Source organism: Pseudonocardia petroleophila (assembly GCF_014235185.1).
Classification (GTDB): Bacteria; Actinomycetota; Actinomycetes; order Mycobacteriales; family Pseudonocardiaceae; genus Pseudonocardia; species Pseudonocardia petroleophila.
Window position 1 is genome coordinate 2,506,816 of the sequence record NZ_CP060131.1, and the last position, 23,255, is coordinate 2,530,070.

A 23,255-nucleotide genomic window follows, 5' to 3' on the forward strand; every position below is an offset into this window, starting at 1 on the left:
GTGCGCACCCGCCTGCCGGTGTGGGCCCCGACGGGGCTCGTGCTGCTCATCGCCGCCGCGGGGATGGTGCGCGTGCTCATGGAGCACTGGCGCCAGGGCGGGGTGCTGCTGGGCGGCGCCCTGCTCGTCGCCGCGACGCTGCGGGTCGCGCTCCCGCCGGACGAGGTCGGGCTGCTCGCGATCCGCAGCCGCGTCCTCGACGTCGTCTGCTACGTCGTGCCGGGCGTCGTGCTGATCCTGCTCGCGATCACGATCACCCGTGGCCAGCTCACCCTCGCCTGAGCGGCGCCTGCCGCCGCTGCGCCCCGCCGAGCTCGACGACGAGCAGCGGGCGCTGCGCGAACGCCTGATGACCCCGGCCGGGCGGGTCGAGACCGCGCCCGACGGCACCCTGCACGGCCCGTTCGACGCGATGCTCCGCGCGCCCCGGTCCGGCACCGCGCTGCAGGCGCTCGGCGCCGCGCTGCGGTACTCCGGCGTGCTGCCCGACCGGGTCCGCGAGCTGGCGATCCTGCGTGTGGCCGCCCACCACCGCAGCGCCTACGAGTGGCACGCGCACGCCCCGGTCGCGGCCGCGCTGGAGGTCGTCGACCCGCACGCCGAGCGTGTCGCCGTGGCCGCCGTCGACGAGCTGCTCGGCACCGGCGACCTCACCGACGACGCCTGGTCCCGCACCGTCGACGCGCTGGGCGAGGCCGGGGCCGTCGAGCTGACCACCGTCGTCGGGTACTACGCGCTGCTGGCGATGCAGCTGAGGGTTCTGCGCGTGCCCCTCCCGGACGGGGCCCCACCCGCTACGTTCTGCACATGACCGACGCCTCCACCACCCGTTCGGCGCGCATCGTCGACACGCTGGTCGACGCCTTCGACGACCTCATGGCCGCGAACCCCGCCGCGTTCCGGACGAAGTTCCGCAAGATGGCCGCCGACCCGTTCGCGTTCTACCGCGGCAGCGCCTGCCTGTTCTACGCCGACGTCGCCGAGCAGGACGACCCGTGGGCGAACGAGCAGACGAGCCGGGTGTGGATCCAGGGCGACCTGCACGCGGAGAACTTCGGCACCTACATGGACGGCGACGGCGTCCTGATCTTCGACGTCAACGACTTCGACGAGGCCTACGTCGGGCACTTCACCTGGGACGTGCTGCGGTTCGCGGCGAGCATGGCGCTGATGGGCTGGCGCAAGGCGATCTCCGACGACGACATCACCGAGCTCGTCCGGGGCTTCGTGCGCGGCTACGTCGACCAGGTGCGCACGTTCGTCGAGTCCGACGACGACCGGAGCTTCGCGCTGAACCTGCGCACCGCGGAGGGGGCGATCCACCAGGTCCTGCAGCTCGCGCGGCTGCGCACCCGGGTGGAGCTGCTCGACGACATCACCGAGGCGGAGGGCTTCGACCGGATCCTGCGCGACGGGCCCGGCGTGCGCCGCCTCGACGACGACGAGCGGGCGAAGGTCGTCGACGCGTTCACCCGCTACCTCGACTCGATCCCGGAGTCCAAGCGGTTCCGCGGCGTCGCCTACACGGTGAAGGACGTGATCGGCCGCTCCGGGTTCGGCATCGGCAGCGCCGGGCTCCCCGCCTACACCGTGCTGATCGAGGGGCTCAACGAGGCGCTCGACAACGACGTCGTCGTGTCGATGAAGCAGGGCAACGTCGCGGCGCCGTCGCGGGTCGTGACCGACCCGGAGATCGCCGCGGCGTTCCGGCACCACGGGCACCGCACCGCGGTGTCGCAGCGGGCGCTGCAGGCCCACGCCGACCGGCTGCTGGGCTGGACCGACCTCGACGGCGTCGGGTTCGTCGTCAGCGAGGTCTCCCCGTACGAGAACGACCTCGACTGGAGCAACCTCACCGAGCCCGACGAGATCCTGCCCGTCGTGGAGTACCTGGGCCGGGCGACGGCGAAGGTGCACTGCGTCGCCGACTCCGACGCCGACCACACCCTGGTCCCGTTCCAGACCGAGGACGCCATCCTCGCCGTCCTCGACGGGCGGGAGGGGGAGTTCGCCGACTGGGTCGTCGAGTTCGCCCACTCCTACGCCGCCCGCGTCCGCGAGGACCACGCCCTGTTCGTCGAGGCGTTCCGGGGCGGGGCGATCCCCGGGGTCGCCTCGACGGGCCAGCTCGGCTGAACCGGGCTCAGCCGAACGGGACGCGGTCGGGGGCGCAGGTCGCGCCCTCGACCGGCAGCGTGCCCTCGGTCAGGTAGGTGCCCGCGGCCTGCACCACGCACGCCGACTGCTGCGCGGCCACGTGCCCGACGCCCTCGTGCACCAGCAGCGCGCTGCCCGGCAGCAGGTCCTGCAGCCGCTGCGCCGCGGCGAGCGGGGTGGCCGGGTCGAACCGGCTGTTGACGATCAGCACGGGCTCGTCGGTCGCGGCGTCCCAGGGGCCGCGGTAGCCCTCGACGGTCACCGGCCACCGGCTGCACACGCTGTCGCCCCAGGCCCGCAGCGCGCCGAAGTGCGGCACGGCGGCGTCGCGGTCGGCGGCCGCCGCGGCGAACGCGTCGGGGCCGTCGGGGAACTCGTTCTCCGCGCAGTTGACGCCGAACGCGGTGGCGTTGAGCGCGCCCGCGTAGGGCGCGGCGATGAGGTCGGCGTCGTCGCGCAGGCTGACCAGGACCTGCGCCATCAGCGTGCCCGCCTCCCCGGTGGGGTCGGCGAGGGCCTGCTCGGCGAGGGCCAGGAACGACGCGCCCGCGATCGGCTGCTCCCACAGGCTCGGCTGGTAGAGCCAGTTGCCCGCCCACGACACCACCTCGGAGTACCCCAGGCGCACGGTGCGCCCGTCGGGGGCGGTGAGCGTCACGGGGGCCTCGCGCAGCGCCGCGGTGAGGCGGTCCCAGGCCCCGGCCGGGTCGCCCGCGCCGAACGCGCAGCGCTCGCCGCCCGCCGCGCACAGCCGCAGGAACTCCGCCATCGTCTCCGCGGTCGCCGCGTCGCTGCCGAGGCGGGTGCCGCGCAGCGGCTCCGCGCCGGCGATCGCCGCCGGGTCCACCACGCTGTCGAGGACGAACCGGCCGACGCGGTCGGGGAACAGGTTCGCGTACACCGCACCGAACAGGGTGCCGTAGGACTGCCCGACGAAGCTCAGCCGCTCCTCGCCGAGCCCCGCCCGCAGCGCGTCCAGGTCGCGGACGGCCTCGTCGGTGGAGAGGTGCTCCATGATCCCCCCGGAGGCCTCGACGCAGGACCGCGCGAACGCCTCATCGGCGGCGAGGCGGGCGGCGCGCTCGGCGTCGTCGACGGGGAGGGCGGGGACGTCGGGGGCCGCGTCGCCGCACACCATCGCGGGCTGCGAGCCGCCCGCCCCGCGCTGGTCGAGCGCGATCACGTCGTAGCGGGCGTAGACCTCGGGCGTCAGCGGGTCGGGGACCGCGCCCGAGCGGATCCCGGTGAGGTAGTCGACGACGCTGTAGCCGGGGCCGCCGCGGTGCAGCACGAGCGCGCCGATGCGGTTCCCGGGGTCACCGGCCGGGATCCGGACGACGGGCAGCGCGAACGCCGGGCCGCCGGGATCGGCGCGGTCGACCGGCACGGTGAGGGTGGCGCAGTCCAGCGCGGCGTCGGAGGCGCAGTCGGACCACTGCAGCCCGGGGGCGGGGGGCTCGGCGGCGTCGGGCCCGGGGGCGGCGCAGGCCGTCGCGGCGAACAGACCGGCCAGTGCGGCGGCGACACGCGTGGATCGGATCATGGCCCGAGCATCGCGAGCCGGGGGTGGGCCCCGGCAGTCCCGACGATCACCGGGATCGATGACACCCGTCACGAGGTGGCGTACAGCGTCCGCACCAGGTCCTCGATCGACGGCTCGTCGACGGTGACGTCGCGCAGCTCCACCCGCCGCGCCACCTCGGCGATGAGCCCGGCGGCCGTCGCGGACCCGTCGAACTCCAGCCGCTGGCGCAGCCCCTGCGCCTCGACGGTGACCCCGACGACCCCGGGCAGCCCGTGCAGCGGGCCCGCGGGCTCCACCAGCTCGACGACCAGCGTGCGGTTCCCGGCGAAGCGCCGCCGCAGCGCCGCGAGGTCGTCGTCGACGAGCACGCGCCCCCGGTCGACGACGACGACGCGCCGGCAGAGCCGCTCGACGTCGGGCAGGTCGTGCGTGGTGAGCAGCAGCGTCACGTCGCCGCGGGCGTTCACGCCCGCCAGGAACGTGCGCAGCCGCTCCTTGCTGGCGAGGTCGAGCCCGATCGTCGGCTCGTCGAGGACGAGCAGCTCGGGGGAGTGCAGCAGCGCCGCGGTGACCTCGCCGCGCATCCGCTGGCCCAGCGAGAGCTGGCGGACCGGCGTGGCCAGGAACGCGGCCATGTCGAGCAGCTCGACGCACTCGTCGAGCCGCTCGCGGTGCCGCGCGGCCGGGACGCGGTGGATCGCGCCGTGCAGCGCGAAGCTCTCGGCGAGCGGCAGATCCCACCACAGCTGGCTGCGCTGCCCGAACACCACCCCGATCCGCCGGGCCAGCGCCTTCCGTTCGCGCACCGGGTCGAGACCGCACACCCGCGCGGACCCCGCGCTGGGCACGAGCACGCCGGTCAGCATCTTGATCGTCGTCGACTTCCCGGCGCCGTTGGGGCCGAGGAAGCCGACGGCCTCCCCGCGGGCGACCTCGAGCGTCACGTCGGCGACGGCGGTGACCCGGGTGCGGCGCAGCCTGCTCCCGACGAGGAAGTCGCGCCCGAGGCCCTGCGTCCGGATGATCATGATCCTGTTCCCTGGTAGCGGCGGACCCCGGTCCGCCAGACGAGTGCCGCTCCGCCCACCGCGAGCGCGGCGACGAGCGGCGCGGCGTACTGCAGCCACACCGGGAACCCGAGCGGGTCGGGGCGGCCGAGCAGCGCGAGCGCCGGGAAGTAGGCGACGAACGCGCCGGGCACCGCGAAGCACAGGACCCGGCGCAGCCACGGCCCGTAGACGGTGATCGGGTAGGAGGTGGCGAAGTTCGAACCGTAGGTGACGGAGTTGGCGACCTCCCGGCCGTCGACCAGCCAGAACGACACCGTGTTGGCCGCCACCCAGACCGCCGCGAAGATCACCGCACCGGTCGGCGGCGCGGTGGCCGCCACGAGCACCCGCACGGGCGTCCACTCGATACCGCTCGTCGCGAGGGCGTAGCCCAGTACCGCGAGCCCGGCGACGACCCGGCCCACCCGCTTGAGGGCGACGTCGGCGGAGAGGATTTGGGCCAGCGTGCCGAGCGGGCGCAGCAGCAGGACGTCGAGCTCGCCGGTGCGGATGTAGGCGGGCAGCTCCTCGATCTGGCCGACGGCGAGGTCGGCGATGCCGAACGCCGTGGCGGCGAGGGCGTACATCAGCACCACCTCGCCGCGGTCGAACCCGCCGAGGCTCGTGACCTGCGTGAACACCACCAGGATCGCCACCAGCTCGATGCTCTGCCCGATCAGCTGCGCGACGACGTCGAGCGCGAAGGAGGCGCGGTAGGCGAGCTGGCTGCGGATCCGCGAGGCCACGATCGTCGGGAAGACGCGTTCAGCCACCCTGCACCACCAGCCGCTTCGACCCGCGGTGCAGCACGACCCGGCCGACGGCGAGCAGCAGCACCGCCCAGAACGCCTGCCCGGCGAGCGCGCCGAGCGGGGCGCTGCGCTCCAGGAACACGTCGATCGGGGTCTGGAACAGCGACGGGGCGGGGGTGAACGCCAGCGCGGTCCGGGCCCAGCCGGGGAACCAGGCCAGCGGGACCAGCAGCCCGGACAGCACCCCGCCGACCACGCCCCACACCGCGAGCACCCCGCGCGCGTCGAGCAGCCAGAACGCGCTGGCGTTGAGCAGGAACCGCACCCCGAAGCTGACGACCACCCCCAGCACCACCGACGCCGCGAAGAACGCCCAGGTGGCGGGCCGCTCGGGCCAGCGGATCGGGAAGAACAGGGCGCCGAACACCACCGGCGGGACGAGGCGGGCGAGCACCGCGAACCCGGCCCGGCCGAGGTCGGTGGCGAGCAGCGCGGCCTGCAGGTCCCACGGGCGGCCCAGGTCGACCACGACGTCGCCGGTGCGGATGCGGGTGGCCAGCTCGGTGTCGCCCCACAGCACGACGACGGTGAGCAGCCCCTGCCCGAGCCAGACGAAGGTGACGGCGGCGGCCACGTCGTAGCCCGCGACGACCGGCCGCTCGGCGAGCACCGCGACGAGCACGGCGGCGCGCAGCAGCCCGAAGACGACGTTGGTGGTCAGGCCCGCGAGGGCGGCCTGGCGGTAGGTGGCGTAGCGGCGGAACCCGGCGATCACGAGCTGCGGATAGGGCGACAGCACGTCTGTCCACGCTACGACCGCCCGCAACCCGTTTCCCCGGCGCGGGCGCCCGGACCCCGGAGGGCAGGATGGGGGCGTGGAGGAGCCGCGCCCGATCGACCCGGTGGAGCACGCCCACCTGCGCGACGCCACCGGGTTCAGCCCGCCGGTGCACCGCTACGCCCCCGGCCCCGGTCTGGCCGACCTCGTGCGGCGCTACTGGGTGCCGGTGTGGTCGCTGCCGCCCGGCACGGTGTCGCGGCAGCGGGTCCTGCAGTACCCCGTGTGCCTGGTCGTCGTGGCCGACTCCTACGCCCGGGTCTACGGCGTGCGGACCGGCCTGTCGGTGGTGGAGCTGAGCGGCACCGGCTGGGCGGTCGGGGCGATGCTGCAGCCGGCCGCGGGCGCGCTGGTGTGGGGCGCGCCGGTCACCGGGCTGACCGACCGCCACGTCGAGCTGACCGAGGCCCCCGGCCTCGACGGGGCCGGGCTGACCGAGCGGATCCGGGAGGCGATGGGACCGGATCCGGACGCCGCGGCCCGGCGCGCCGCCGTCGCGCACCTGGAGCGGGAGCTGGAGCGGCTCCCGCCCGTCGACGACGAGGGCCGGCTGGTCAACGCGATCGTCGAGTACGTGGAGGGCGACCCGGAGGTGCGGCGGGTGGGCCAGGTCTGCGCGAAGTTCGACATCGGCGACCGCACCCTGCAGCGGCTGCTGGCCCGGCGCCTGGGGCTGCCGCCCAAGTGGCTGATCCAGCGCCGCAGGCTGCAGGAGGCCGCGGCCCGGCTGCGCACCGGCCCCGGGACGCTCGCCCGCGTGGCCGCCGAGCTCGGCTACGCCGACCAGGCCCACTTCACCCGCGACTTCCGCACCGTCACCGGCCTGACGCCCGGCGACTACGCCGCCGAGCCCCGGGTCCCCTGACCGCGCGTCAGTCGCGGGCGTCGGGCTGGTCGAGCGCCCACAGCCAGTGCCCGCCGGGCTGACGGCGGGCCACCTCGCAGGTGACCGTGCCGTCGGCCCGGACGGCGGAGGTCAGCGCCAGGTTGCCCCGGCGCACCGTCGGCCGCGGCCGCCCGCGCTCCACCCGGGTGCCGCTCTCCACGAGGAACGCGTAGACCTCGCGGATCTCGGCCGCCCCGCTCGCCGTCTCGCCGTCGGGCAGGCCGAGCGCGGCGTCGGGCTCGTAGAGGGCGACCGCGCCCTCCACGTCGCCCGCGCCGACGCGCTCGGCGAGCAGCCGGCCGAGGTCCTCGGGCGTGCGGGCCCGCTCGTCCGCCACGGCGGGGTCAGAACTCCGTCAGCGCCGCCGTGAACGTGGCGGACGGGCGCATGACGGCGTCGGCCTTCGCCTTGTCGACGTGGTAATAGCCGCCCAGGTCGACGGGCTCGCCCTGCACCGCGGCCAGCTCGCCCACGATCGTCTCCTCGTCACCGGCCAGGCGGGCGGCGAGGTCGGTGAACAGGCCGGCGAGCTCGGCGTCGTCGGTCTGCGCCGCCAGCGCCTGGGCCCAGTAGAGCGCCAGGTAGAAGTGGCTGCCGCGGTTGTCGATCTCGCCGACCTTGCGCGAGGGCGACTTGCCGTTCTCCAGCAGCGTGCCGGTGGCGTCGTCGAGGGCCTTGCCGAGCAGCCCGGCGCGCGGGTTGTCGGTCTTCTCGGCCAGGAACTCCAGCGAGACGGCCAGCGCGAGGAACTCGCCGAGGGAGTCCCACCGCAGGTGGTTCTCCTTGACGAGCTGCTGCACGTGCTTGGGCGCCGACCCGCCCGCCCCGGTCTCGAACAGCCCGCCGCCGTTCATCAGCGGGACGATCGAGAGCATCTTGGCGCTGGTGCCCAGCTCCAGGATCGGGAACAGGTCGGTGAGGTAGTCGCGCAGCACGTTGCCGGTGACGGAGATCGTGTCCTCGCCGCGCTTGGCCCGGTCCAGGGTGTAGCGGGTGGCGGCGGCGACGTCGAGGACCTCGATCGTCAGCCCGTCGGTGTCGAGCTCGTCGAGCTGCGCGCGCACCTTCTTCAGCACCTCGGCGTCGTGGCCGCGGGTCTCGTCGAGCCAGAACACGGCGGGGGCGCCGGTGGCTCGGGCGCGGGAGACGGCCAGCTCCACCCAGTTGCGGATCGGCGCGTCCTTGGTCTGGCAGGCGCGCCAGATGTCGCCGTCGGCGACCTCGTGCTCCAGCAGCGTCGACCCGTCGCCCGCGACGACGCGGACGGTGCCCGCGGCCGGGATCTCGAAGGTCTTGTCGTGGCTGCCGTACTCCTCGGCCTTCTGCGCCATCAGGCCGACGTTGGGGGTGGTGCCCATCGTGGTCGGGTCGAAGGCGCCGTTCTCGCGGCAGAAGTCGATCGTCTCGGCGTAGAGCGCGGCGTAGGAGGAGTCCGGGATGACGTACTTGGTGTCCTGGAGCTCCCCGGCGGCGTTCCACATCTGCCCGGACGTGCGGATCGCGGCCGGCATCGACGCGTCGATGATGACGTCGCTGGGCACGTGCAGGTTGGTGATGCCGCGGTCGGAGTCGACCATCGCGACCGACGGGCCCGACTCGTAGGTGGCCGTGATGGCCTTCTCGATCGACTCGCGCTTGTCGGCGGGCAGCTTCTCCAGCGCGGTGAGCACGCTGGCGAGGCCGTCGTTGGGGTTGGCGCCGACGGAGGCGAGGTCGTCGCCGTACTGGGCGAACACGTCGGCGAAGTAGGCGGTGACGGCGTGCCCGAACAGGATCGGGTCCGACACCTTCATCATCGTGGCCTTGAGGTGCACCGAGAACAGGACGCCGCGCTCGCGGGCGTCGGCGACCTGGGCGGCGAGGAACGCGTCGAGGGCCTCGCGGCGCATCACCGCGGCGTCGACGATCTCGCCCGCGACGACCGGCAGCGACTCCTTGAGCACGGTGACGGTGCCGTCGGCGGCGACGTGCTCGATGCGCAGGGTGTCGGCGGCGTCGAGGGTGACCGAGCGCTCGGAGTGCCGGAAGTCGCCGTCGTCCATCGTGACGACGTGCGAGCCCGACCCGGCGGACCACTCACCCATCGAGTGCGGGTGCGCCTGCGCGAACCGCTTGACCGACGCGGGGGCGCGGCGGTCGGAGTTGCCCTCGCGCAGCACGGGGTTGACGGCGCTGCCCTTGACGGCGTCGTAGGCGTCGTGCGGGTAGCCCGGGACGTCGAAGCCGGCCTTCTGCAGCTCGGCGATCGCGGCCTTGAGCTGCGGGATCGACGCGCTCACGTTGGGCAGCTTGATGATGTTCGCCTCGGGCGTCTTCGCCAGCTCGCCCAGCTCGGCGAGCGCGTCGGGCACGAGGTCGAACGCGGCCAGTACGCGGGCGGCGAGGGAGATGTCGCGGGTCTCGACGTCGACGCCGGCCTTGCCCAGGAACGCCTCGACGACCGGGAGCAGCGAGTGGGTCGCCAGTGCCGGTGCCTCGTCGGTGTAGGTGTAGATGACCTTCATCGGGTTCTGCGCCTGCCTCGGTGATCGGGTACGCGGGGACGTTGCCGTCACGCTATACCGTACGCCCGTTCTGTTAAAACCCGCCTGCGTGGGCGATGCCCCGGCCGTCACCGGGCGGCTACCGTGGGTCGGTGCCACTGGGAATCAAGCGCCCGGCCCTCAAGCGCCCGGGCGTCGAGGCGTACCGGAGCTGGACGTTCGTCCTCATCCTGGGCGTGATCCTCACGGTGCTCGCGATGATCGACCGCGGCACGGGCACGGCGGGCGCCGACGGGTCCACCGGCTGCCAGCTGGAGGTCACGACCGACCAGCTCAACGTGCGTGCCGGGCCCGCCGAGCAGTCCGAGCTGCTGGGCACGCTGGACCGCGGCACGCTGGTCGACGGCACCCGCACCGTCACCGACGGCTTCCGGGCCCTCGAGGACGGGCGCTTCGTCTCCGACACCTACCTGACCCCCGTGCCGGGCACCGACTGCGGCTGAGGGATTCTGCCCAGGTGGATTCATCGGGGCTGCTCGTCGTCACCTCGGTCAACGTCAACGGGATCAGGGCGGCCGCGGGCAAGGGGTTCGCGGCGTGGCTGGCGGGAACCGCGGCCGACGTCGTCTGCCTGCAGGAGACGCGCGCGCAGCCCGAGGAGGTCCCGGCTGGCCTGTTCGACGGCTGGCACGCCCGGTTCGCGCCGTGCCTGTCGGCGAAGGGTCGCAGCGGGGTCGCGATCCTCAGCCGCGCCGAGCCCGAGGCCGTCCGCACCGGCATCGACGACGACGAGTTCGCCGGCTCCGGCCGCTACCTCGAGGTCGACCTGCCCGGCGTCACGGTCGGGTCGCTGTACCTGCCCAACGGCACCGTCGGCACGCCGAAGCAGGACGAGAAGGACCGCTTCCTCGCCTCCTTCGCGCCCTACCTCGCGCTGCGGCGGGCGAAGGCGGCCGCGGAGGACCGCGAGGTGCTCGTCTGCGGCGACTGGAACATCGCCCCGGCCGAGGCCGACATCCGCAACTGGCGCGGCAACGTCGCGAACTCCGGGTTCCTGCCGCACGAGCGCGAGTGGCTGGCCGGGCTGTTCGGCGGCGGCTGGGTCGACGTCGTCCGCGCGCAGCACCCGGGCGTCGACGGGCCGTACTCGTGGTGGTCCTACCGCGGCCGCGCGTTCGACAACGACGCGGGCTGGCGCATCGACCACCACGTCGCGACGCCCGGCCTCGGCGCCCGCGCCCGCTCCGCCGTCGTCGAACGGGCCCCGAGCCACGCGGAGCGCTGGTCGGACCATGCTCCGGTGACGGTGGTGTACGGCCCGTGATCCCCACGCGCGTCATCGGCGGCCGCTACGTCGTGCTCGCCGAGCTGGGCCGGGGTGGCATGGGCATCGTGTGGCGCGCCGAGGACCGCGTGATGGGCCGGCACGTCGCGGTGAAGGAGCTGCACCTGCCGGCCGGGCTGCCGGCGCCGGAGCGGCAGCTGTTCCGGGAGCGGCTGCTGCGCGAGGCCCGCACGGCGGGCCGGCTCAACGACCCGGGCATCGTCACCGTCTACGACGTCGTCACCGACGAGGGCGTCGACCACATCGTCATGGAGCTGATCGAGGCCCGGACGCTGGCGCAGGTCGTCGCGGAGTCCGGGCCGCTCGACGAGCGCGACGCCACCGCGATCGGGCGTCAGCTGCTCGCGGCGCTGCGGGTGGCGCACGAGGGCGGGGTCGTGCACCGCGACGTCAAGCCCAGCAACGTCATGCTCGCCGGGGGCGGCCGGGTGAAGCTCACCGACTTCGGCATCGCCCACGCCGCCGAGGATCCCCGCCTGACGACGACGGGCTCGCTGATCGGCTCGCCCGGGTACATGTCGCCCGAGCGGCTGGAGAGCGGGTCGGCGTCGCCGTCGTCGGACCTGTGGGCGCTGGGGGCCACCCTGTTCCACGCGGTGCAGGGCCACGGCCCCTTCGACCGCGAGACGACCGCCGCCACGATCTCCGCGGTCCTGCACGGCGATCCGCCGCCCACGCGCACCCGCGGCCCGCTCGGGTCGGTGATCGCCGGGCTGCTGCAGCGGTCGCCGCAGGCGCGGCTGTCCGGGATGCAGGCCGAGGCGCTGCTCGCGGCGCCGGGCGGGGCCGCCGTCCCGGACGTCGCGACGACCCCGCTCGCGTCCGCCCCGCGGCGCAGCGCCCGGCCGTGGCTGATCGGCATCGCCGTCGCGCTGGTGGCCGGGCTCGTCGGCGGTCTGGTCGGCGGCTTCGCCCTGGCCAGGGCGGGTGACCCCGACGTGCGGACCCTGACCTACGGCGAGGGCGGCGACATCCCCGTCTACGACGTCTCGTTCCTCTACTGCCTGCAGGTGCGCCCCGATCCCGGCCAGCAGATCGCGAGCAGCGCCACCGTCTCCTGCGACGCCCCGCACGCCTCCGAGGTGTTCGCCGTCGTCGACACGTTCGCCGCCTCCAACGTCGTGCCCTACCCGGCCCGCCTGCCGGAGTTCGCCGCGGCGGCCTGCGCGCTGCGCTTCGACTCCGGGCTGATCGCCGACCCGGGCGGGGTCGCGGTCACCGCGCTGCTGCCCACCGAGGCGGAGTTCGGCCGCGACAGCGGCAGCGGCTCGTTCCAGGACCGGGACGTCTACTGCCTGCTCAGCTCGGCCGACGGCACCTCCCAGCTCAGCGGGTCACGGCTGGCGGAATCGGGTTGACCGGCCCTGATGGGATGACGCCCGTGCACCGCAACGTCGAGCTCGTCACCGCCGCCCTGCGCACGGCCGGGGCCGATCCCGCCCGCGTCGCCCGGCTCCGGGTCCTCTCCGACGCCGTCACCACCGCGGCGTCGGCGGCCGCCGCGCTGGGCGTCGAGGTCGGGCAGATCGCGAACTCCCTGGTCTTCTCCGCCGACGGGGAGCCGCTGCTCGTGCTCACCTCCGGGGCCCACCGCGTCGACACCGGGAAGGTCGCGGCGCTCGTCGGCGCGCGGCAGGTGCGCCGGGCGTCGGCGGAGTTCGTGCACGCCGCGACCGGCCAGGTCATCGGCGGCATCGCCCCCGTCGGGCACCCGGCCCCGCTGCGCACGCTCGTCGACCGCGCGCTGGCCGCCCACGACGAGGTGTGGGCGGCAGGGGGCATCGCGCACGCGGTCTTCCCGACCACGTTCGACGAGCTGGTCGTCGTCACCGGAGGGCAGCCCGCCGACGTGGCCTGAGCGGCGTCAGCGGATCCGCGCGTACCGCAGGTACACCGCGCCGGAGTCGAAGGTGCGCTGCTCGAGCCGCCGCAGCCGCAGCTCGGTGCCGAGCGGGAAGTAGGGCGTGCCGCCGCCGGTGAAGGAGGGCAGGACGGTCATCCGGAACTCGTCGATCAGGTCGAGCAGCGAGGCGGCCAGTGCGGCGCCGCCGACCGCCAGATCGCCCTCCGTCTCCTCCTTCAGTCGGACCACCTCGGCCACCGCGTCGGCCCGGCGCACCAACCGGCACCCGGGCGCGACGGAGGTCAGCGAGTCGGAGAACACGATCCGCGGCGTCTCGACGTAGAACCGGGCGAACTCCGCCGTCACGTCCTCCTCGTCGGCCCGTGCGGGCGCCGTCCAGTAGTCCTCCATGACGTCGTAGAGGCCGCGGCCGAACAGGAACGCGGCCGTGTCCCGGGTCTGCTGGTTCGCGAAGCGGTGCACCTCCTCGTCGGGCTCGGAGAAGTCGATGCCGCCGGTCGGGTCCTCGACGTAGCCGTCGAGGGAGGTGTTCATCGCGTAGACGAGGGTTCCCATGGGGAGGTGGACCGCGCGGCGCGCGAAAACTCATCGCCCGCTGGTCGCGTTCGCGGCGGATCGGGCCGGGGTGTCCGTCCCGGTGGCGCGGCTCGCGGCCGTGACCCGGCGGTTCGGCGGCGTTCCATCCTGACTCGGTCGGTGGCGGGCGGGCGGTCGGGACGCGTGGCGGCCCGGTCGTGGGACGGGTGCTGTGGGTCGGGTGTGCCGTGTGATGGGAGCCGGCCTCGGGGACCGGGTGTCGGGGACCTGGGGCCGGGGCCGGGGATCTGGTGCCGTGGCCGGGGATCTGGTGCCGTGGGCTGTGGCTCGGGACCTGGCGCTGTGGGGTGGGGATCTGGCGCCGTGGGTTGTGCGTCGGGGATCTGGTGCTGTGGGCCGGGTGCTGGGTGTCGTGGGCCGTGTGGACGCTGTGGTCGGGGACCGGTTCCCGAGTGGTGGGGTCACCCCGCAGGTCGCTCCGGGCGGGTCGGCGACCGATGCGGGCTCATCCGGTTCGCCCTGCCCGCGGCGGCCGGTCAGCGGTTTCGCGGCACCTCGGCCGCGACGGGGGGCCGCCAGAAACCATCCGCCCTGTCCGCGGCGCACCCTCTGTCGTGGGTGCGACCTCGAACCGGTCCACGGTGTGTGCGACCTGCGATGCACCCTGCCGGCCGGAGTGGCCGTTCGCGGCCGCAGGACCTGACTGATGATCACGACCGCCTCCCGGGATCGAGTGCACAGATCGAGATGCGCACCCGACCTCGTCATCCCGCGATGATCTGCGGGACGCCTTCTCCGGTGTGCGGCCGAAGGGTGGATGTGTACGTCCGGCCGACGGGAGTGGTGGTCGCGATTCCTGTCGGCGCGGTTTCCGCCCGCCATCCCGGCACTTCCCGGACGTGGTTGTGGAATGCGCACAATCCGCGGCCATTGGTGAACTCGGTGCGGCCGCCGTCTTTCCAGCGGTGGATGTGGTCGATGTGGCGGATCGGGGCGTCGCAGTACGGTTCGCGGCAGCGGTGGCCGTCCCGGGCCCGGATCGACGCGGCCAGTCGCCCGGTGAACAGCCGACTGCGGGAGTCCCCGCCGATCACCACTCCGTCGCGGGTGATCAGCCGTCGCCAGGTCCTCCGGCCACCGCCGGTGGTGAGGAACTGGACCGGGACGGGTCCGTGGCCGGCGATCTGCGCGGGCAGCGGGCTGGCGGGGTCGATCAGTGCCTCGACCGGGACCGTCACCTGGATCTCGATGTTCACGTCGCGGGCGGTGGCCTGTCCGGTGAGGCGTTCGACGAGGGTGTCGGCCATGATCTGCCCGCGCCCGCGGGTGAGGGGTTCGGGCTGTACGGCGACCTCGTTCACTGCGGCGGCGAGGGCGGCGTAGCAGGCCACGGCTTCCTCGACGGGCAGGTGGGCGGTCAGATCGGCCATCCCGTCGGCGGCGGGGCGGACCGACACCCGGCGGCCGGTGCGGGCGGCCCGGCAGCGGGCGGTGAACTTCTCCGGGGCGACCTGGGCGGCGAGGGACCGGGTGAGGTCGTGGATCCGGCGCACGCCGAGGGCCTCGACCCGGCGATCGGCCAGCTCCTGATCGACCTCGGCCCGCTCGGCTGGTGAGAGGTGCGCGGTGGCCGCGACGATGGTCGCGGTCTGGTACTCGCTGAGCCGTCCGGCGGCGAAGAGTTCCCGGACCCGCGTGTGCCCGGAGTGCAGGTCCCGGGCGATCCGGACCCGGCGTCGACCTTCGGTGGGCGACACCCGGCAGGCGAGTCCGACTTGGGCGGCGATGCTGCGTTCGAGCATCTCCGGGTCGACGTCACCGGCCGCGGTCTGCGATTCGGCGTGTGCTGTCGCAAATGCGAGAACAGCCTCGGACTGCTCGGCCGCGATGGCCGCTTTCCGTTCCTCGAGCTGCGCGATCCGCTCGATGAGCAGCGCCTCGGAAGGCGCGCTGGAACGGGTCGAAATCATGACTTGATTGTAGCGAAGAATCCGTCCGAGAGCGAACGTTTGTTCGAACATCGAAGGTCGCGATCGGCTGTACCGCCTCTCTGCGAACTCCGGCGGGGCGGATGAGGTAGCCGGGTGGTTCGTCCCCACGGGTGCGGTCGCGGGCGTACGGCCCGGTCGGCGTGGTGGCGATCGCCGACGGATGCCGGCTCGGAGGGCCTCGATGTCATCAGCACGGGATGCAGGCCTAGACCCGGCGTGAGGTCTGGTGGTCTGCCGGCTCCCGGCCTCCACCCGAGTCGCCTCCACCCGAGTCGCCTCCACCCGAGTCGCCTCCACCCGAGGCGCCACCCCGGAGCTCCACTCAGTCGATGTCCCAGCCGCCGTTCCCATCCGCCGCCCCCCATCCGCCTCGTGAGTCGTTGCCTCGTGAGTCGCTGTCTCCCAGTCGAGGCCCCGTCCACCGTCTCCCATCCGCCGCCCCGTGAGTGGCCGCCCGAGAGTCGCCGGTCCTTGAAGTCGCCGGCCCCGAAGTCGCCGGCCCCGAAGTCGCCGGCCCCGAAGTCGCCGGCCCCGAAGTCGCCGACCCCCGGGAACCGCCGACCCGCGGAACCGCCGCCCGCGAGCCATCGCTTCTGGAGCGTCGCTCCTCGGGTCGTTGCTTTCTGGCTCCTGGCTCCTGGCTCCTGGCTCGTCGCCCCCGGCCTGTCGATTGCCGGTGCCCCGCCGACTCCGGCACCCCGCGCTCCGGGCGCACTGCGCCGCCCACGTGATTGCCCCTGCCCGAGCCGCCGCCCCCGAGCCGTCGTCCTCAAGCCATCGCCCCCATCCGCCGCCCCGAGCCGCCGCCCACGACACCGCACCGACTCCCGACATCACCTACGACAGCGCGCGCTCCGGGTGGCCCGAACCGCCGTCGCCACCAGCGGCCCCGGCCGCACCACGACCAGAGCCCGGCCACCGCACCGGCACAGCACCGAGCCGGGCGTCCGGCGATCAGTCCGGCCGCACCACCGTCCGCAGCCGTTCCCACAGCAGGTCGGCGGTGCCGGGCCGCCACTCGTGCCCGACGCCGGGCAGGACGATCCGCTCCGCGCCGGGGAACGGGGCGAGGGACTCGTCGAGGGAGGGGTAGTCGTAGCCGGTGGCGCTGCGGGGGCCGACCCCGCCGCCGATCCGGACGCTGGCGTCCGCGTCGCCGTGCACGGCGACCACCGCGACGGGGCCGGGGTCGGGGCAGGGCGCCACCCGGGCCCCGCCGACGACGCCGATCCCGGCGAGCGTGCGCGACCCGCACGCCCACGCGTAGGCCATCATCGCCCCGTTGGAGAACCCGACGGCGTACACGCGGCGGGGGTCGACGCCGTCCTCGGCGACCATCCGCGCGACGAGTGCGTCGAGCCGGGCCACGTCGTCGACGCCCCGCTCGTGCGCGCCGCCGCAGCAGCCGCCGGCGTTCCAGGACCGGTCGACGCCGTCGGGGTACGCGACCGCGACGCCCTCGATCGCTTCGAAGCCGAGGCCGTGCGCGTCGGCCCCGGTGCCGCCGAGCCCGTGCAGGACGACGACCAGCGGAGTGAGCACGCTCACCCCCGGCCTGGCCACGGCCGGGGCGCACGCGGTGACCAGTGTCGTCACCAGGGCGGCCGCGACCGCCACCCGTTCCCACCCCCGTCGCACCGCGTCCAGTGGACACGCCGGAGGCCCGGCTGTCGAGAGCCGGTCGACCGCGCGCCGGAGTCGACCTAGTGTCAGTGCCATGGCCCAGACGCTCCCCGAACCCGCACCGACCGACGCCTCGCTCCGGCGCGCGCTGCGCCGGGTCCGCGACGGGGCCCAGCTCGACGCCGCCGAGGCCGCCGTCCTGCTCGCGGCCCGCGGCGAGCACCTCGACGAGCTCCTCGCCGCCGCCTCCCGCATCCGCGACGCCGGCCTGGCCGCGGAGGGCCGCCCGGGCGTCGTCACGTACTCGCGCAAGGTGTTCGTCCCGCTGACGCGCCTGTGCCAGGACCGCTGCCACTACTGCACGTTCGCCACGGTCCCGCACAAGCTGCCTGCCGCGTTCCTGGAGCGCGACGAGGTGCTGGAGATCGCCAGGGCCGGGGCCGCGGCGGGGTGCAAGGAGGCGCTGTTCACCCTGGGCGACCGCCCCGAGGCCCGCTGGCCCGCCGCCCGCGAGTGGCTCGACGCCCGCGGCTACGACTCCACCCTCGACTACGTCCGCGCCTGCGCGATCGCGGTGCTCGAGGAGACCGGGCTGCTGCCGCACCTCAACCCGGGCGTCCTGTCCTGGGAGGAGCTGACGCGGCTCAAGCCCGTCGCCCCGTCGATGGGGATGATGCTGGAGACTACCGCGACCCGGCTGTGGAGCGAGCCCGGCGGCCCGCACTACGGCAGCCCCGACAAGGAGCCCGCGGTCCGGCTGCGCACCCTTACCGACGCCGGGCGCGTCGGCGTCCCGTTCACGACCGGGATCCTCATCGGGATCGGCGAGAACCGCACCGAGCGCGCCGAGTCGATCTTCGCGATCCGGGCGGCGTCGCGGGCGGCCGGGCACATCCAGGAGGTGATCGTCCAGAACTTCCGGGCGAAGCCGGACACCGCGATGCGCAACGACCCCGACGCCGACCTCGACGACCTCGCCGCCACCATCGCCGTCACCCGCATCGTGCTCGGTCCGAAGATGCACGTGCAGGCCCCGCCCAACCTCGTCGGCGACGAGTTCGCGCTCATGCTGCGCGCCGGCATCGACGACTGGGGCGGCGTCTCGCCCGTCACCGCCGACCACGTCAACCCCGAGCGGCCCTGGCCCGCGATCGACGAGCTGGCCACGCGGTCGCAGGCCGCCGGGTTCACGCTGCGCGAGCGGCTCACCGTCTACCCGAAGTACGTGCGGGCGGGGAGCCCGTGGATCGACACGCGGCTGCACGCGCACGTCGCCGCGCTCGCCGGCGACGACGGGCTCGCCAACGAGAGCGCGGTCGTGACGGGGCGGCCCTGGCAGGAGCCGGACGGCGGGTTCGCCTCCACCGGCCGCACCGACCTGAACTCCTCGATCGACACGACCGGGCGCACCGACGACCGGCGCGGCGACTTCGAGTCCGTCTATGGCGACTGGGACGCCCTCAAGGACGAGCTGGCGGCGTCGCGGCAGGCCGCGCCCGTCCGCCTCGACTCCGACGTCCGCGCGGGCCTCGCGCTGGCGGCGTCCGACCCGTCGGCGCTGCTCGACCCGGCCCACCACGACGCCGCGATGGCGCTGATCCTCGCCGACGGCCCGGCGCTGGAGGAGCTCACCCGCCTCGCCGACGACGTCCGCCGCGACGTCAACGGCGACGAGGTCACCTACGTGATCAACCGCAACATCAACTTCTCGAACGTCTGCTACGTCGGCTGCCGGTTCTGCGCCTTCGCCCAGCGCGAGCGCGACGCGGACGCGTTCCGGCTCTCGCTCGACGAGGTCGCGTCGCGCGCGGTCGAGGCGGCGCGCGACGGCGCCACCGAGGTGTGCGTGCAGGGCGGGATCGACCCGCAGCTCCCCGTCACCTTCTACGCCGACCTCGTCCGCGCGGTGAAGGCCGCCGTGCCCGGCATGCACGTGCACGCGTTCTCGCCGATGGAGATCGTGTCGGCGGCGGCGAAGGCCGGGGTGTCGATCGAGGAGTGGCTCACCGAGCTGCGCGACGCCGGGCTGGGCTCGATCCCGGGCACCGCGGCGGAGATCCTCGACGACGAGGTCCGCTGGGTGCTCACCAAGGGCAAGCTCCCGGCGGCGCAGTGGCTGGAGGTCGTCGGCACGGCGCACCGGCTGGGGATCGCGTCGAGCTCCACGATGATGTACGGCCACGTGGACGAGCCGCGGCACTGGCTCGGGCACCTGCGCACCCTGGCCCGGCAGCAGGACGAGAGCGGGGGGTTCACCGAGTTCGTCCCGCTGCCGTTCGTGCACCACAACGCCCCGATCTACCTGGCCGGGCTGGCCCGGCCGGGGCCCACCGAGCGCGACAACCGCGCGGTGCACGCCGTCGCCCGGCTCGCCCTGCACGGGCGCATCGACCACATCCAGTGCTCGTGGGTGAAGCTCGGCGACGACCTGTCCGCCGACATCCTCCGCGGCGGCGCCGACGACATGGGCGGCACGCTCATGGAGGAGACGATCAGCCGGATGGCGGGATCGGAGAACGGCAGCGCCCGCACGGTCACCGAGCTGACGGCGATCGCGCACGCGGCGGGGCGACCGGTGCGCCAGCGGACCACGACCTACGTCGGCGAGCCGTCGCGCCTGGAGCCCGCCGCGGGTGCGGGGCCCCGGCTGCTGCCGCTGGCGTAGCGTCGGGGCATGGGTGTTCTGGGCAGTCTCTTCCCCGGTCCGGAGATCAGCGACGAGGGCGGCGAGTCCGGCGACGGGCAGAAGTGGCGCCTCGGGCCGATCGACCTGGAGAACGGCACGGTCGAGGTCGTCCGCGCACCGGAGCCGGAGCCCGAGGCGGAGTAGGCCGTGCGCGGAAACGGTCGCCGGGGCGACCGTTTCCGCTCACGAGGGCGATCGGAGCTGGTCGGCGCGCACCCAGGTCGCGTGGAACCCGACCGGTACGCGCTGCGGCAGCAGGACGCGCGCCACGGGCCCGGCCGCGAGGTCGGACGCGTCCAGGACCTCCACCTCGCTGCGCCCGGTGCGCTCGTCGGTCACGAACGACACCAGGTAGCCGTCGTCCTCGCCGGTGCTGCCGTCGCGCGGCGCGAACGGGGCCTCGCTGCCGTAGCGGCCCGGTCCGAAGCGGTGGTCCTGGCGCTCGCCGGTGACGCGGTCGCAGCGCAGCAGCCCGTCGAACAGGACGGTCTCGGTGTCGGCGATGTGCACGGTGTAGGCGTAGCGGGCGGGCCGCCCGGTCATCCGCGCGTCGATGGACGGGAACTCGGTGTTGGCGTCGTCGAGCCGGGCCTCGGTGGTGGTGCCGGTGTCGAGGTCGAACACGTAGCGGTGCAGCCGGGCGTCGAGCCGCAGGTAGCCGAGCAGCTTCCCGAGCGGCCCGGGGCGGGTCGGCCGGGGCTCGGGGCGGGTGACGCGGCAGACGTCGAGGACGATCGTGCGGCCCTCCTCGAACGCGTTGACCACGTGGTAGATGTAGCAGGGCTCGGCCTCGAACCACCGGACCTCCGTGCCCCGGCGGGGGATCACCGCGAAGCGCGAGGGCGTCTCCCGGTCGAAGTGCAGCTTGTAGCGGCCCTGCCGGGCGGCGTCCAGGTCCTGCACGAGCGGCAGGTCCATGAGGATCGAGAAGTTCTCCGTGATCGCCATGTCGTGCGGCAGCCGCGGGCCGGGCAGGTCGATCGCCACCTCGTGCTCGACGCCGCCGGACGGGCCCACCACGCCGTAGCGCAGCAGGGGGTCGCGGGCGCCGTAGTCGAACCACATCAGCTCGCCGGTGCGCTCGTCGGACTTCGGGTGCGCCATGACGTCCCCGCGCAGCGTGCCGAGGAAGGTCTCGGCCCCGATCGTCTCCAGCGACAGCGGGTCCAGGCTCATCGGCTGCCCGCACAGGTACCAGGTGGCGAGCACGCGACCGTCGTGGTGGACGAGGTCGGTGTTGGCGCTGTCCTTGAACGGCAGCCCGCGCGCGGTGCCGACGGGGTTGCCGCGCGGCGACTCCATGACCCCGCTCCACAGCGCGTGCCCGGCGGCCTCCTCGGCGGTGAGCGCCGCCGTGCGGACGTACCGGTTGCGGTAGCGCGCCGTGCCGTTCTCGAACGCCATCGCGTGCACCATGCCGTCGCCGTCGAACCAGTGGTAGCGGCCGGGGGCCTCGTAGCGCCGGTTGGGGCCGTTGCGCAGGTACACACCGTTGAGGTCGCGCGGGATCTCGCCGATCACCTCGAGGTCCTCGGCGGTGATCTCGTCGCGGACGGGGGCGTGCACCCCGAGCAGGTAGGGGTTGTCCTCGGTACCGGTCTCCTGGGCGACGAACAGCGTCACGGCTTCCTCCTCGAACGACCTGGGTCGGACGCTACGCGCGACCCGCCCTCCCGCCCAGTGCGTCCGCCGCCAGCCCCGCGACGACGGCGAACTGGATCGCCGACGCCACCAGCAGTCGCACCGGCAGGCCGTCCGGGTCGGGCCAGGCCGCGACGAGCAGCGACCCCGCCACGCCCGCCGCGGTCAGCCCGGCCCGCGCCCACTGCCGGCGGGCGGCGGAGCGGCGGGTGAAGACGACGGCGGCCGCGGTCCAGCCCAGCATCGCCACGCCGAACCCGGCCTCGTGCAGGAGGCCGTGCCAGCTCGTCTCCGGAGCCCCGGCGGGAGCCCCGGCCGGGAACCCGGCCCCCGCGTCGGTGACGAAGACCCCGGCCGCCACCAGCCCCGCCCCGAAGACGCCGAGCAGCCGCGGCCCCCACACGCCCGCGGACGGGACGCGGCGCAGCCCGGCGGCGCACGCGGCCGTCAGCGCCCCGGTGGCGACGAACGTGGCCACCTGCACCCAGCCCCCGTCGCCGAGCGCGAGCAGGCTGACCGGGTGGCGGGTCAGGTCGAACCCCTCGCGGGTGGCGGCCTGCGCCAGCGCGGACCCGACGAACAGCGGCCCGGCGAGCAGGCCCGCGGCGAGCAGGCGGTGGGTGGGGGTGGTCTGGGTGGTGGTCATGACGGCTCCTCCTGGGGCATCGGTCCCCGGGGACGTCGGAGCGGCCCGCCGGGACCGGACATCAGAGCCGGGCGGCCCGGGCGTGCAGGTAGCGCTGCTGCGGCAGGCTCATCGTCAGCCGGGCGGCGGTGAGGTAGGCCGCGTGGGCGCCCTCGCGGTCGCCCGCGGTCTCCAGCAGGTGGGCGCGCACGGCGTGCAGGCGGTGGTCGGCGTCGAGCGGGAGGCCGTCGACCAGGGCCAGCCCGGCGCGCGGCCCGTCGACCATGCTGACGGCGACGGCGTGGTTGAGCCGCACGAGCGGGGTGTCGGTGACCCGCAGCAGCACCTCGTAGAGGGCCCGGATCTGCGGCCAGTCGGTGGCCTCCGCGCTCGGGGCCTCGCCGTGCACCGCCGCGATCGCCGCCTGGAGCTGGTACGGGCCGACCGGCCCGCGCGGCAGCGCCCCGGTGATCAGCGCGACGCCCTCGGCGATGCGGCCGGCGTCCCACAGCGCGCGGTCCTGCTCGGCCATCGGCACCAGCGCGCCGTCCGCGGCGGTCCGGGCCGGGCGGCGGGCGTCGGTGAGCAGCATGAGGGCGAGCAGCCCGGCCACCTCCGCGTCCTCGGGCAGCAGGCGGTGCACCACCCGGGTGAGCCGGATCGCCTCGGCCGCGAGCTCCGCGCGCACCAGGTGCGGGCCGGCCGTCGCCGCGTAGCCCTCGTTGAACACGAGGTAGAGCACGTGCAGCACGGCGGTGAGGCGTCCCGCGTCGGCCGGCATCCCGAACGACTGCCCCGCGACGGCCCGCTTCGCCCGGGTGATCCGGCGCGTCATCGTCGCCTCCGGCACGAGGAACGCCCGCGCGATCTCGGCCGTGGTGAGGCCGCCGACGGCGCGCAGCGTCAGCGCGATCTGCGACGACGGCGACAGGACCGGATGGCAGCACAGGGCCAGCAGCACGAGCGTGTCGTCGGCGTCGATGACCGGCCCCGGGGCCACGACGAGCCGCGCGTCGGCCTCCTCGCGGCGGCGCCGGGCCTGCTCGCTGCGCAGCAGGTCGGTCAGCCGGCGCGCCGCCACGGTGATCAGCCAGGCCCGCGGGTCGTCGGGGACGCCGTCGACGGGCCACTGCCGCGACGCCGCGAGGAGCGCCTCCTGCACGGCGTCCTCGGCGGTGTCGAAGTGCCCGTAGCGCCGGACGACCGCGCCGAGGACCTGCGGCGCCAGACCGCGCAGCAGGTCGTCGGACACG

General features: G+C 74.6%; 22 protein-coding genes. 10 read left to right on the top strand and 12 right to left on the bottom strand.

Translation table 11 applies throughout. The features are described 5' to 3' along the window. From H6H00_RS12680 to H6H00_RS12690, 3 genes are read left to right on the top strand one after another with little or no spacing between them, the layout of a single operon-like run. On the top strand, window positions 1–282 hold the full coding sequence (locus tag H6H00_RS12680) for a DUF3017 domain-containing protein (RefSeq protein WP_255425716.1): 282 nt from the start codon (window positions 1–3) through the stop codon (window positions 280–282). Then, entirely contained in the window at window positions 260–811 is a 552-nt protein-coding gene (locus tag H6H00_RS12685) for a carboxymuconolactone decarboxylase family protein (RefSeq protein WP_255425717.1), read from the top strand. The genes H6H00_RS12680 and H6H00_RS12685 overlap by 23 nt, the downstream gene beginning before the upstream one ends. Further along, window positions 808–2,136 carry a DUF2252 domain-containing protein gene (locus H6H00_RS12690; protein WP_185721460.1) on the top strand — a complete coding sequence of 443 codons (1,329 nt, stop codon included), beginning with the start codon at window positions 808–810 and terminating at the stop codon, window positions 2,134–2,136. The genes H6H00_RS12685 and H6H00_RS12690 overlap by 4 nt, the downstream gene beginning before the upstream one ends. Before the next feature lie 7 nt (window positions 2,137–2,143). Here the strand turns inward: H6H00_RS12690 and H6H00_RS12695 are convergent, their stop codons facing one another. From H6H00_RS12695 to H6H00_RS12710, 4 genes are all read right to left on the bottom strand, one after another. Continuing rightward, window positions 2,144–3,700: an alpha/beta hydrolase gene (locus tag H6H00_RS12695; protein ID WP_185721461.1), complete on the bottom strand. Its 1,557-nt coding sequence runs from the start codon at window positions 3,698–3,700 to the stop codon at window positions 2,144–2,146. A 68-nt stretch (window positions 3,701–3,768) separates the two neighbouring features. Then, window positions 3,769–4,710, bottom strand: a complete 942-nt coding sequence (locus H6H00_RS12700; protein ID WP_185721462.1) for an ABC transporter ATP-binding protein — start codon at window positions 4,708–4,710, stop codon at window positions 3,769–3,771. Beyond that, window positions 4,707–5,504: an ABC transporter permease gene (locus tag H6H00_RS12705; protein WP_185721463.1), complete on the bottom strand. Its 798-nt coding sequence runs from the start codon at window positions 5,502–5,504 to the stop codon at window positions 4,707–4,709. Before H6H00_RS12705 ends, H6H00_RS12700 begins: the two co-directional genes overlap by 4 nt. Further along, window positions 5,497–6,282: an ABC transporter permease gene (locus H6H00_RS12710; RefSeq protein ID WP_255425718.1), complete on the bottom strand. Its 786-nt coding sequence runs from the start codon at window positions 6,280–6,282 to the stop codon at window positions 5,497–5,499. Before H6H00_RS12710 ends, H6H00_RS12705 begins: the two co-directional genes overlap by 8 nt. A 76-nt stretch (window positions 6,283–6,358) precedes the next feature. Here H6H00_RS12710 and H6H00_RS12715 point away from each other — a divergent pair, with 76 nt between their 5' ends. Beyond that, complete coding sequence (locus H6H00_RS12715; RefSeq protein WP_185721464.1) at window positions 6,359–7,186, top strand: helix-turn-helix domain-containing protein; 828 nt, start codon at window positions 6,359–6,361, stop codon at window positions 7,184–7,186. 7 nt (window positions 7,187–7,193) lie between these two features. Here the strand turns inward: H6H00_RS12715 and H6H00_RS12720 are convergent, their stop codons facing one another. Continuing rightward, entirely contained in the window at window positions 7,194–7,544 is a 351-nt protein-coding gene (locus H6H00_RS12720; protein WP_185721465.1) for a YybH family protein, read from the bottom strand. Between the two features lie 7 nt (window positions 7,545–7,551). Continuing rightward, window positions 7,552–9,711 carry an NADP-dependent isocitrate dehydrogenase gene (locus H6H00_RS12725; protein ID WP_185721466.1) on the bottom strand — a complete coding sequence of 720 codons (2,160 nt, stop codon included), beginning with the start codon at window positions 9,709–9,711 and terminating at the stop codon, window positions 7,552–7,554. Between the two features lie 131 nt (window positions 9,712–9,842). On the opposite strand from H6H00_RS12725, the gene H6H00_RS12730 reads away from it, so the two are divergent. Genes H6H00_RS12730 through H6H00_RS12745 form a run of 4 tightly spaced genes read left to right on the top strand, consistent with a single transcriptional unit; the run spans window position 9,843 to window position 12,893 of the window. After that, window positions 9,843–10,193, top strand: coding sequence for an SH3 domain-containing protein (locus H6H00_RS12730; protein ID WP_185721467.1), 351 nt, complete (start codon window positions 9,843–9,845; stop codon window positions 10,191–10,193). Between the two features lie 29 nt (window positions 10,194–10,222). Then, window positions 10,223–11,014, top strand: coding sequence for an exodeoxyribonuclease III (locus H6H00_RS12735; protein ID WP_185722394.1), 792 nt, complete (start codon window positions 10,223–10,225; stop codon window positions 11,012–11,014). Continuing rightward, the gene (locus tag H6H00_RS12740) at window positions 11,011–12,393 is read left to right on the top strand and encodes a serine/threonine-protein kinase (protein ID WP_255425719.1); all 1,383 of its coding nucleotides are present in this window, start codon (window positions 11,011–11,013) and stop codon (window positions 12,391–12,393) included. Before H6H00_RS12735 ends, H6H00_RS12740 begins: the two co-directional genes overlap by 4 nt. Window positions 12,394–12,407: 14 nt before the next feature. Next, entirely contained in the window at window positions 12,408–12,893 is a 486-nt protein-coding gene (locus H6H00_RS12745) for a YbaK/EbsC family protein (RefSeq protein ID WP_185721468.1), read from the top strand. Between the two features lie 6 nt (window positions 12,894–12,899). Here H6H00_RS12745 and H6H00_RS12750 read toward each other — a convergent pair whose 3' ends face one another. From H6H00_RS12750 to H6H00_RS12760, 3 genes are all read right to left on the bottom strand, one after another. After that, complete coding sequence (locus tag H6H00_RS12750) at window positions 12,900–13,454, bottom strand: dihydrofolate reductase family protein (RefSeq protein WP_185721469.1); 555 nt, start codon at window positions 13,452–13,454, stop codon at window positions 12,900–12,902. Window positions 13,455–14,200: 746 nt separating this feature from the next. After that, window positions 14,201–15,457: an HNH endonuclease gene (locus tag H6H00_RS12755; RefSeq protein ID WP_185721470.1), complete on the bottom strand. Its 1,257-nt coding sequence runs from the start codon at window positions 15,455–15,457 to the stop codon at window positions 14,201–14,203. Between the two features lie 924 nt (window positions 15,458–16,381). After that, complete coding sequence (locus H6H00_RS12760) at window positions 16,382–17,044, bottom strand: CE1 family esterase (protein WP_185721471.1); 663 nt, start codon at window positions 17,042–17,044, stop codon at window positions 16,382–16,384. Between the two features lie 100 nt (window positions 17,045–17,144). On the opposite strand from H6H00_RS12760, the gene H6H00_RS12765 reads away from it, so the two are divergent. Beyond that, window positions 17,145–19,715 carry a bifunctional FO biosynthesis protein CofGH gene (locus H6H00_RS12765; protein ID WP_185721472.1) on the top strand — a complete coding sequence of 857 codons (2,571 nt, stop codon included), beginning with the start codon at window positions 17,145–17,147 and terminating at the stop codon, window positions 19,713–19,715. Between the two features lie 9 nt (window positions 19,716–19,724). Further along, entirely contained in the window at window positions 19,725–19,880 is a 156-nt protein-coding gene (locus H6H00_RS12770) for a hypothetical protein (protein WP_185721473.1), read from the top strand. Window positions 19,881–19,919: 39 nt separating this feature from the next. Here H6H00_RS12770 and H6H00_RS12775 read toward each other — a convergent pair whose 3' ends face one another. From H6H00_RS12775 to H6H00_RS12785, 3 genes are all read right to left on the bottom strand, one after another. Beyond that, window positions 19,920–21,359, bottom strand: a complete 1,440-nt coding sequence (locus H6H00_RS12775; RefSeq protein ID WP_185721474.1) for a carotenoid oxygenase family protein — start codon at window positions 21,357–21,359, stop codon at window positions 19,920–19,922. Between the two features lie 31 nt (window positions 21,360–21,390). Next, window positions 21,391–22,023, bottom strand: a complete 633-nt coding sequence (locus H6H00_RS12780) for a DUF998 domain-containing protein (protein ID WP_185721475.1) — start codon at window positions 22,021–22,023, stop codon at window positions 21,391–21,393. A gap of 61 nt (window positions 22,024–22,084) precedes the next feature. Beyond that, window positions 22,085–23,254: an RNA polymerase sigma factor gene (locus H6H00_RS12785; RefSeq protein WP_185721476.1), complete on the bottom strand. Its 1,170-nt coding sequence runs from the start codon at window positions 23,252–23,254 to the stop codon at window positions 22,085–22,087. Window position 23,255: the final 1 nt, after the last annotated feature.

Bases quoted from the DNA above. Each gene is read 5' to 3' on its own strand.
- H6H00_RS12690 (WP_185721460.1), top strand. From the start codon at position 808: ATGACCGACGCCTCCACCACCCGTTCGGCGCGCATCGTCGACACGCTG.
- H6H00_RS12695 (WP_185721461.1), bottom strand. From the start codon at position 3,700: ATGATCCGATCCACGCGTGTCGCCGCCGCACTGGCCGGTCTGTTCGCC.
- H6H00_RS12700 (WP_185721462.1), bottom strand. From the start codon at position 4,710: ATGATCATCCGGACGCAGGGCCTCGGGCGCGACTTCCTCGTCGGGAGC.
- H6H00_RS12725 (WP_185721466.1), bottom strand. From the start codon at position 9,711: ATGAAGGTCATCTACACCTACACCGACGAGGCACCGGCACTGGCGACC.
- H6H00_RS12745 (WP_185721468.1), top strand. From the start codon at position 12,408: ATGACGCCCGTGCACCGCAACGTCGAGCTCGTCACCGCCGCCCTGCGC.
- H6H00_RS12750 (WP_185721469.1), bottom strand. From the start codon at position 13,454: ATGGGAACCCTCGTCTACGCGATGAACACCTCCCTCGACGGCTACGTC.
- H6H00_RS12755 (WP_185721470.1), bottom strand. From the start codon at position 15,457: ATGTTCGAACAAACGTTCGCTCTCGGACGGATTCTTCGCTACAATCAA.
- H6H00_RS12765 (WP_185721472.1), top strand. From the start codon at position 17,145: ATGGCCCAGACGCTCCCCGAACCCGCACCGACCGACGCCTCGCTCCGG.
- H6H00_RS12770 (WP_185721473.1), top strand. From the start codon at position 19,725: ATGGGTGTTCTGGGCAGTCTCTTCCCCGGTCCGGAGATCAGCGACGAG.
- H6H00_RS12780 (WP_185721475.1), bottom strand. From the start codon at position 22,023: ATGACCACCACCCAGACCACCCCCACCCACCGCCTGCTCGCCGCGGGC.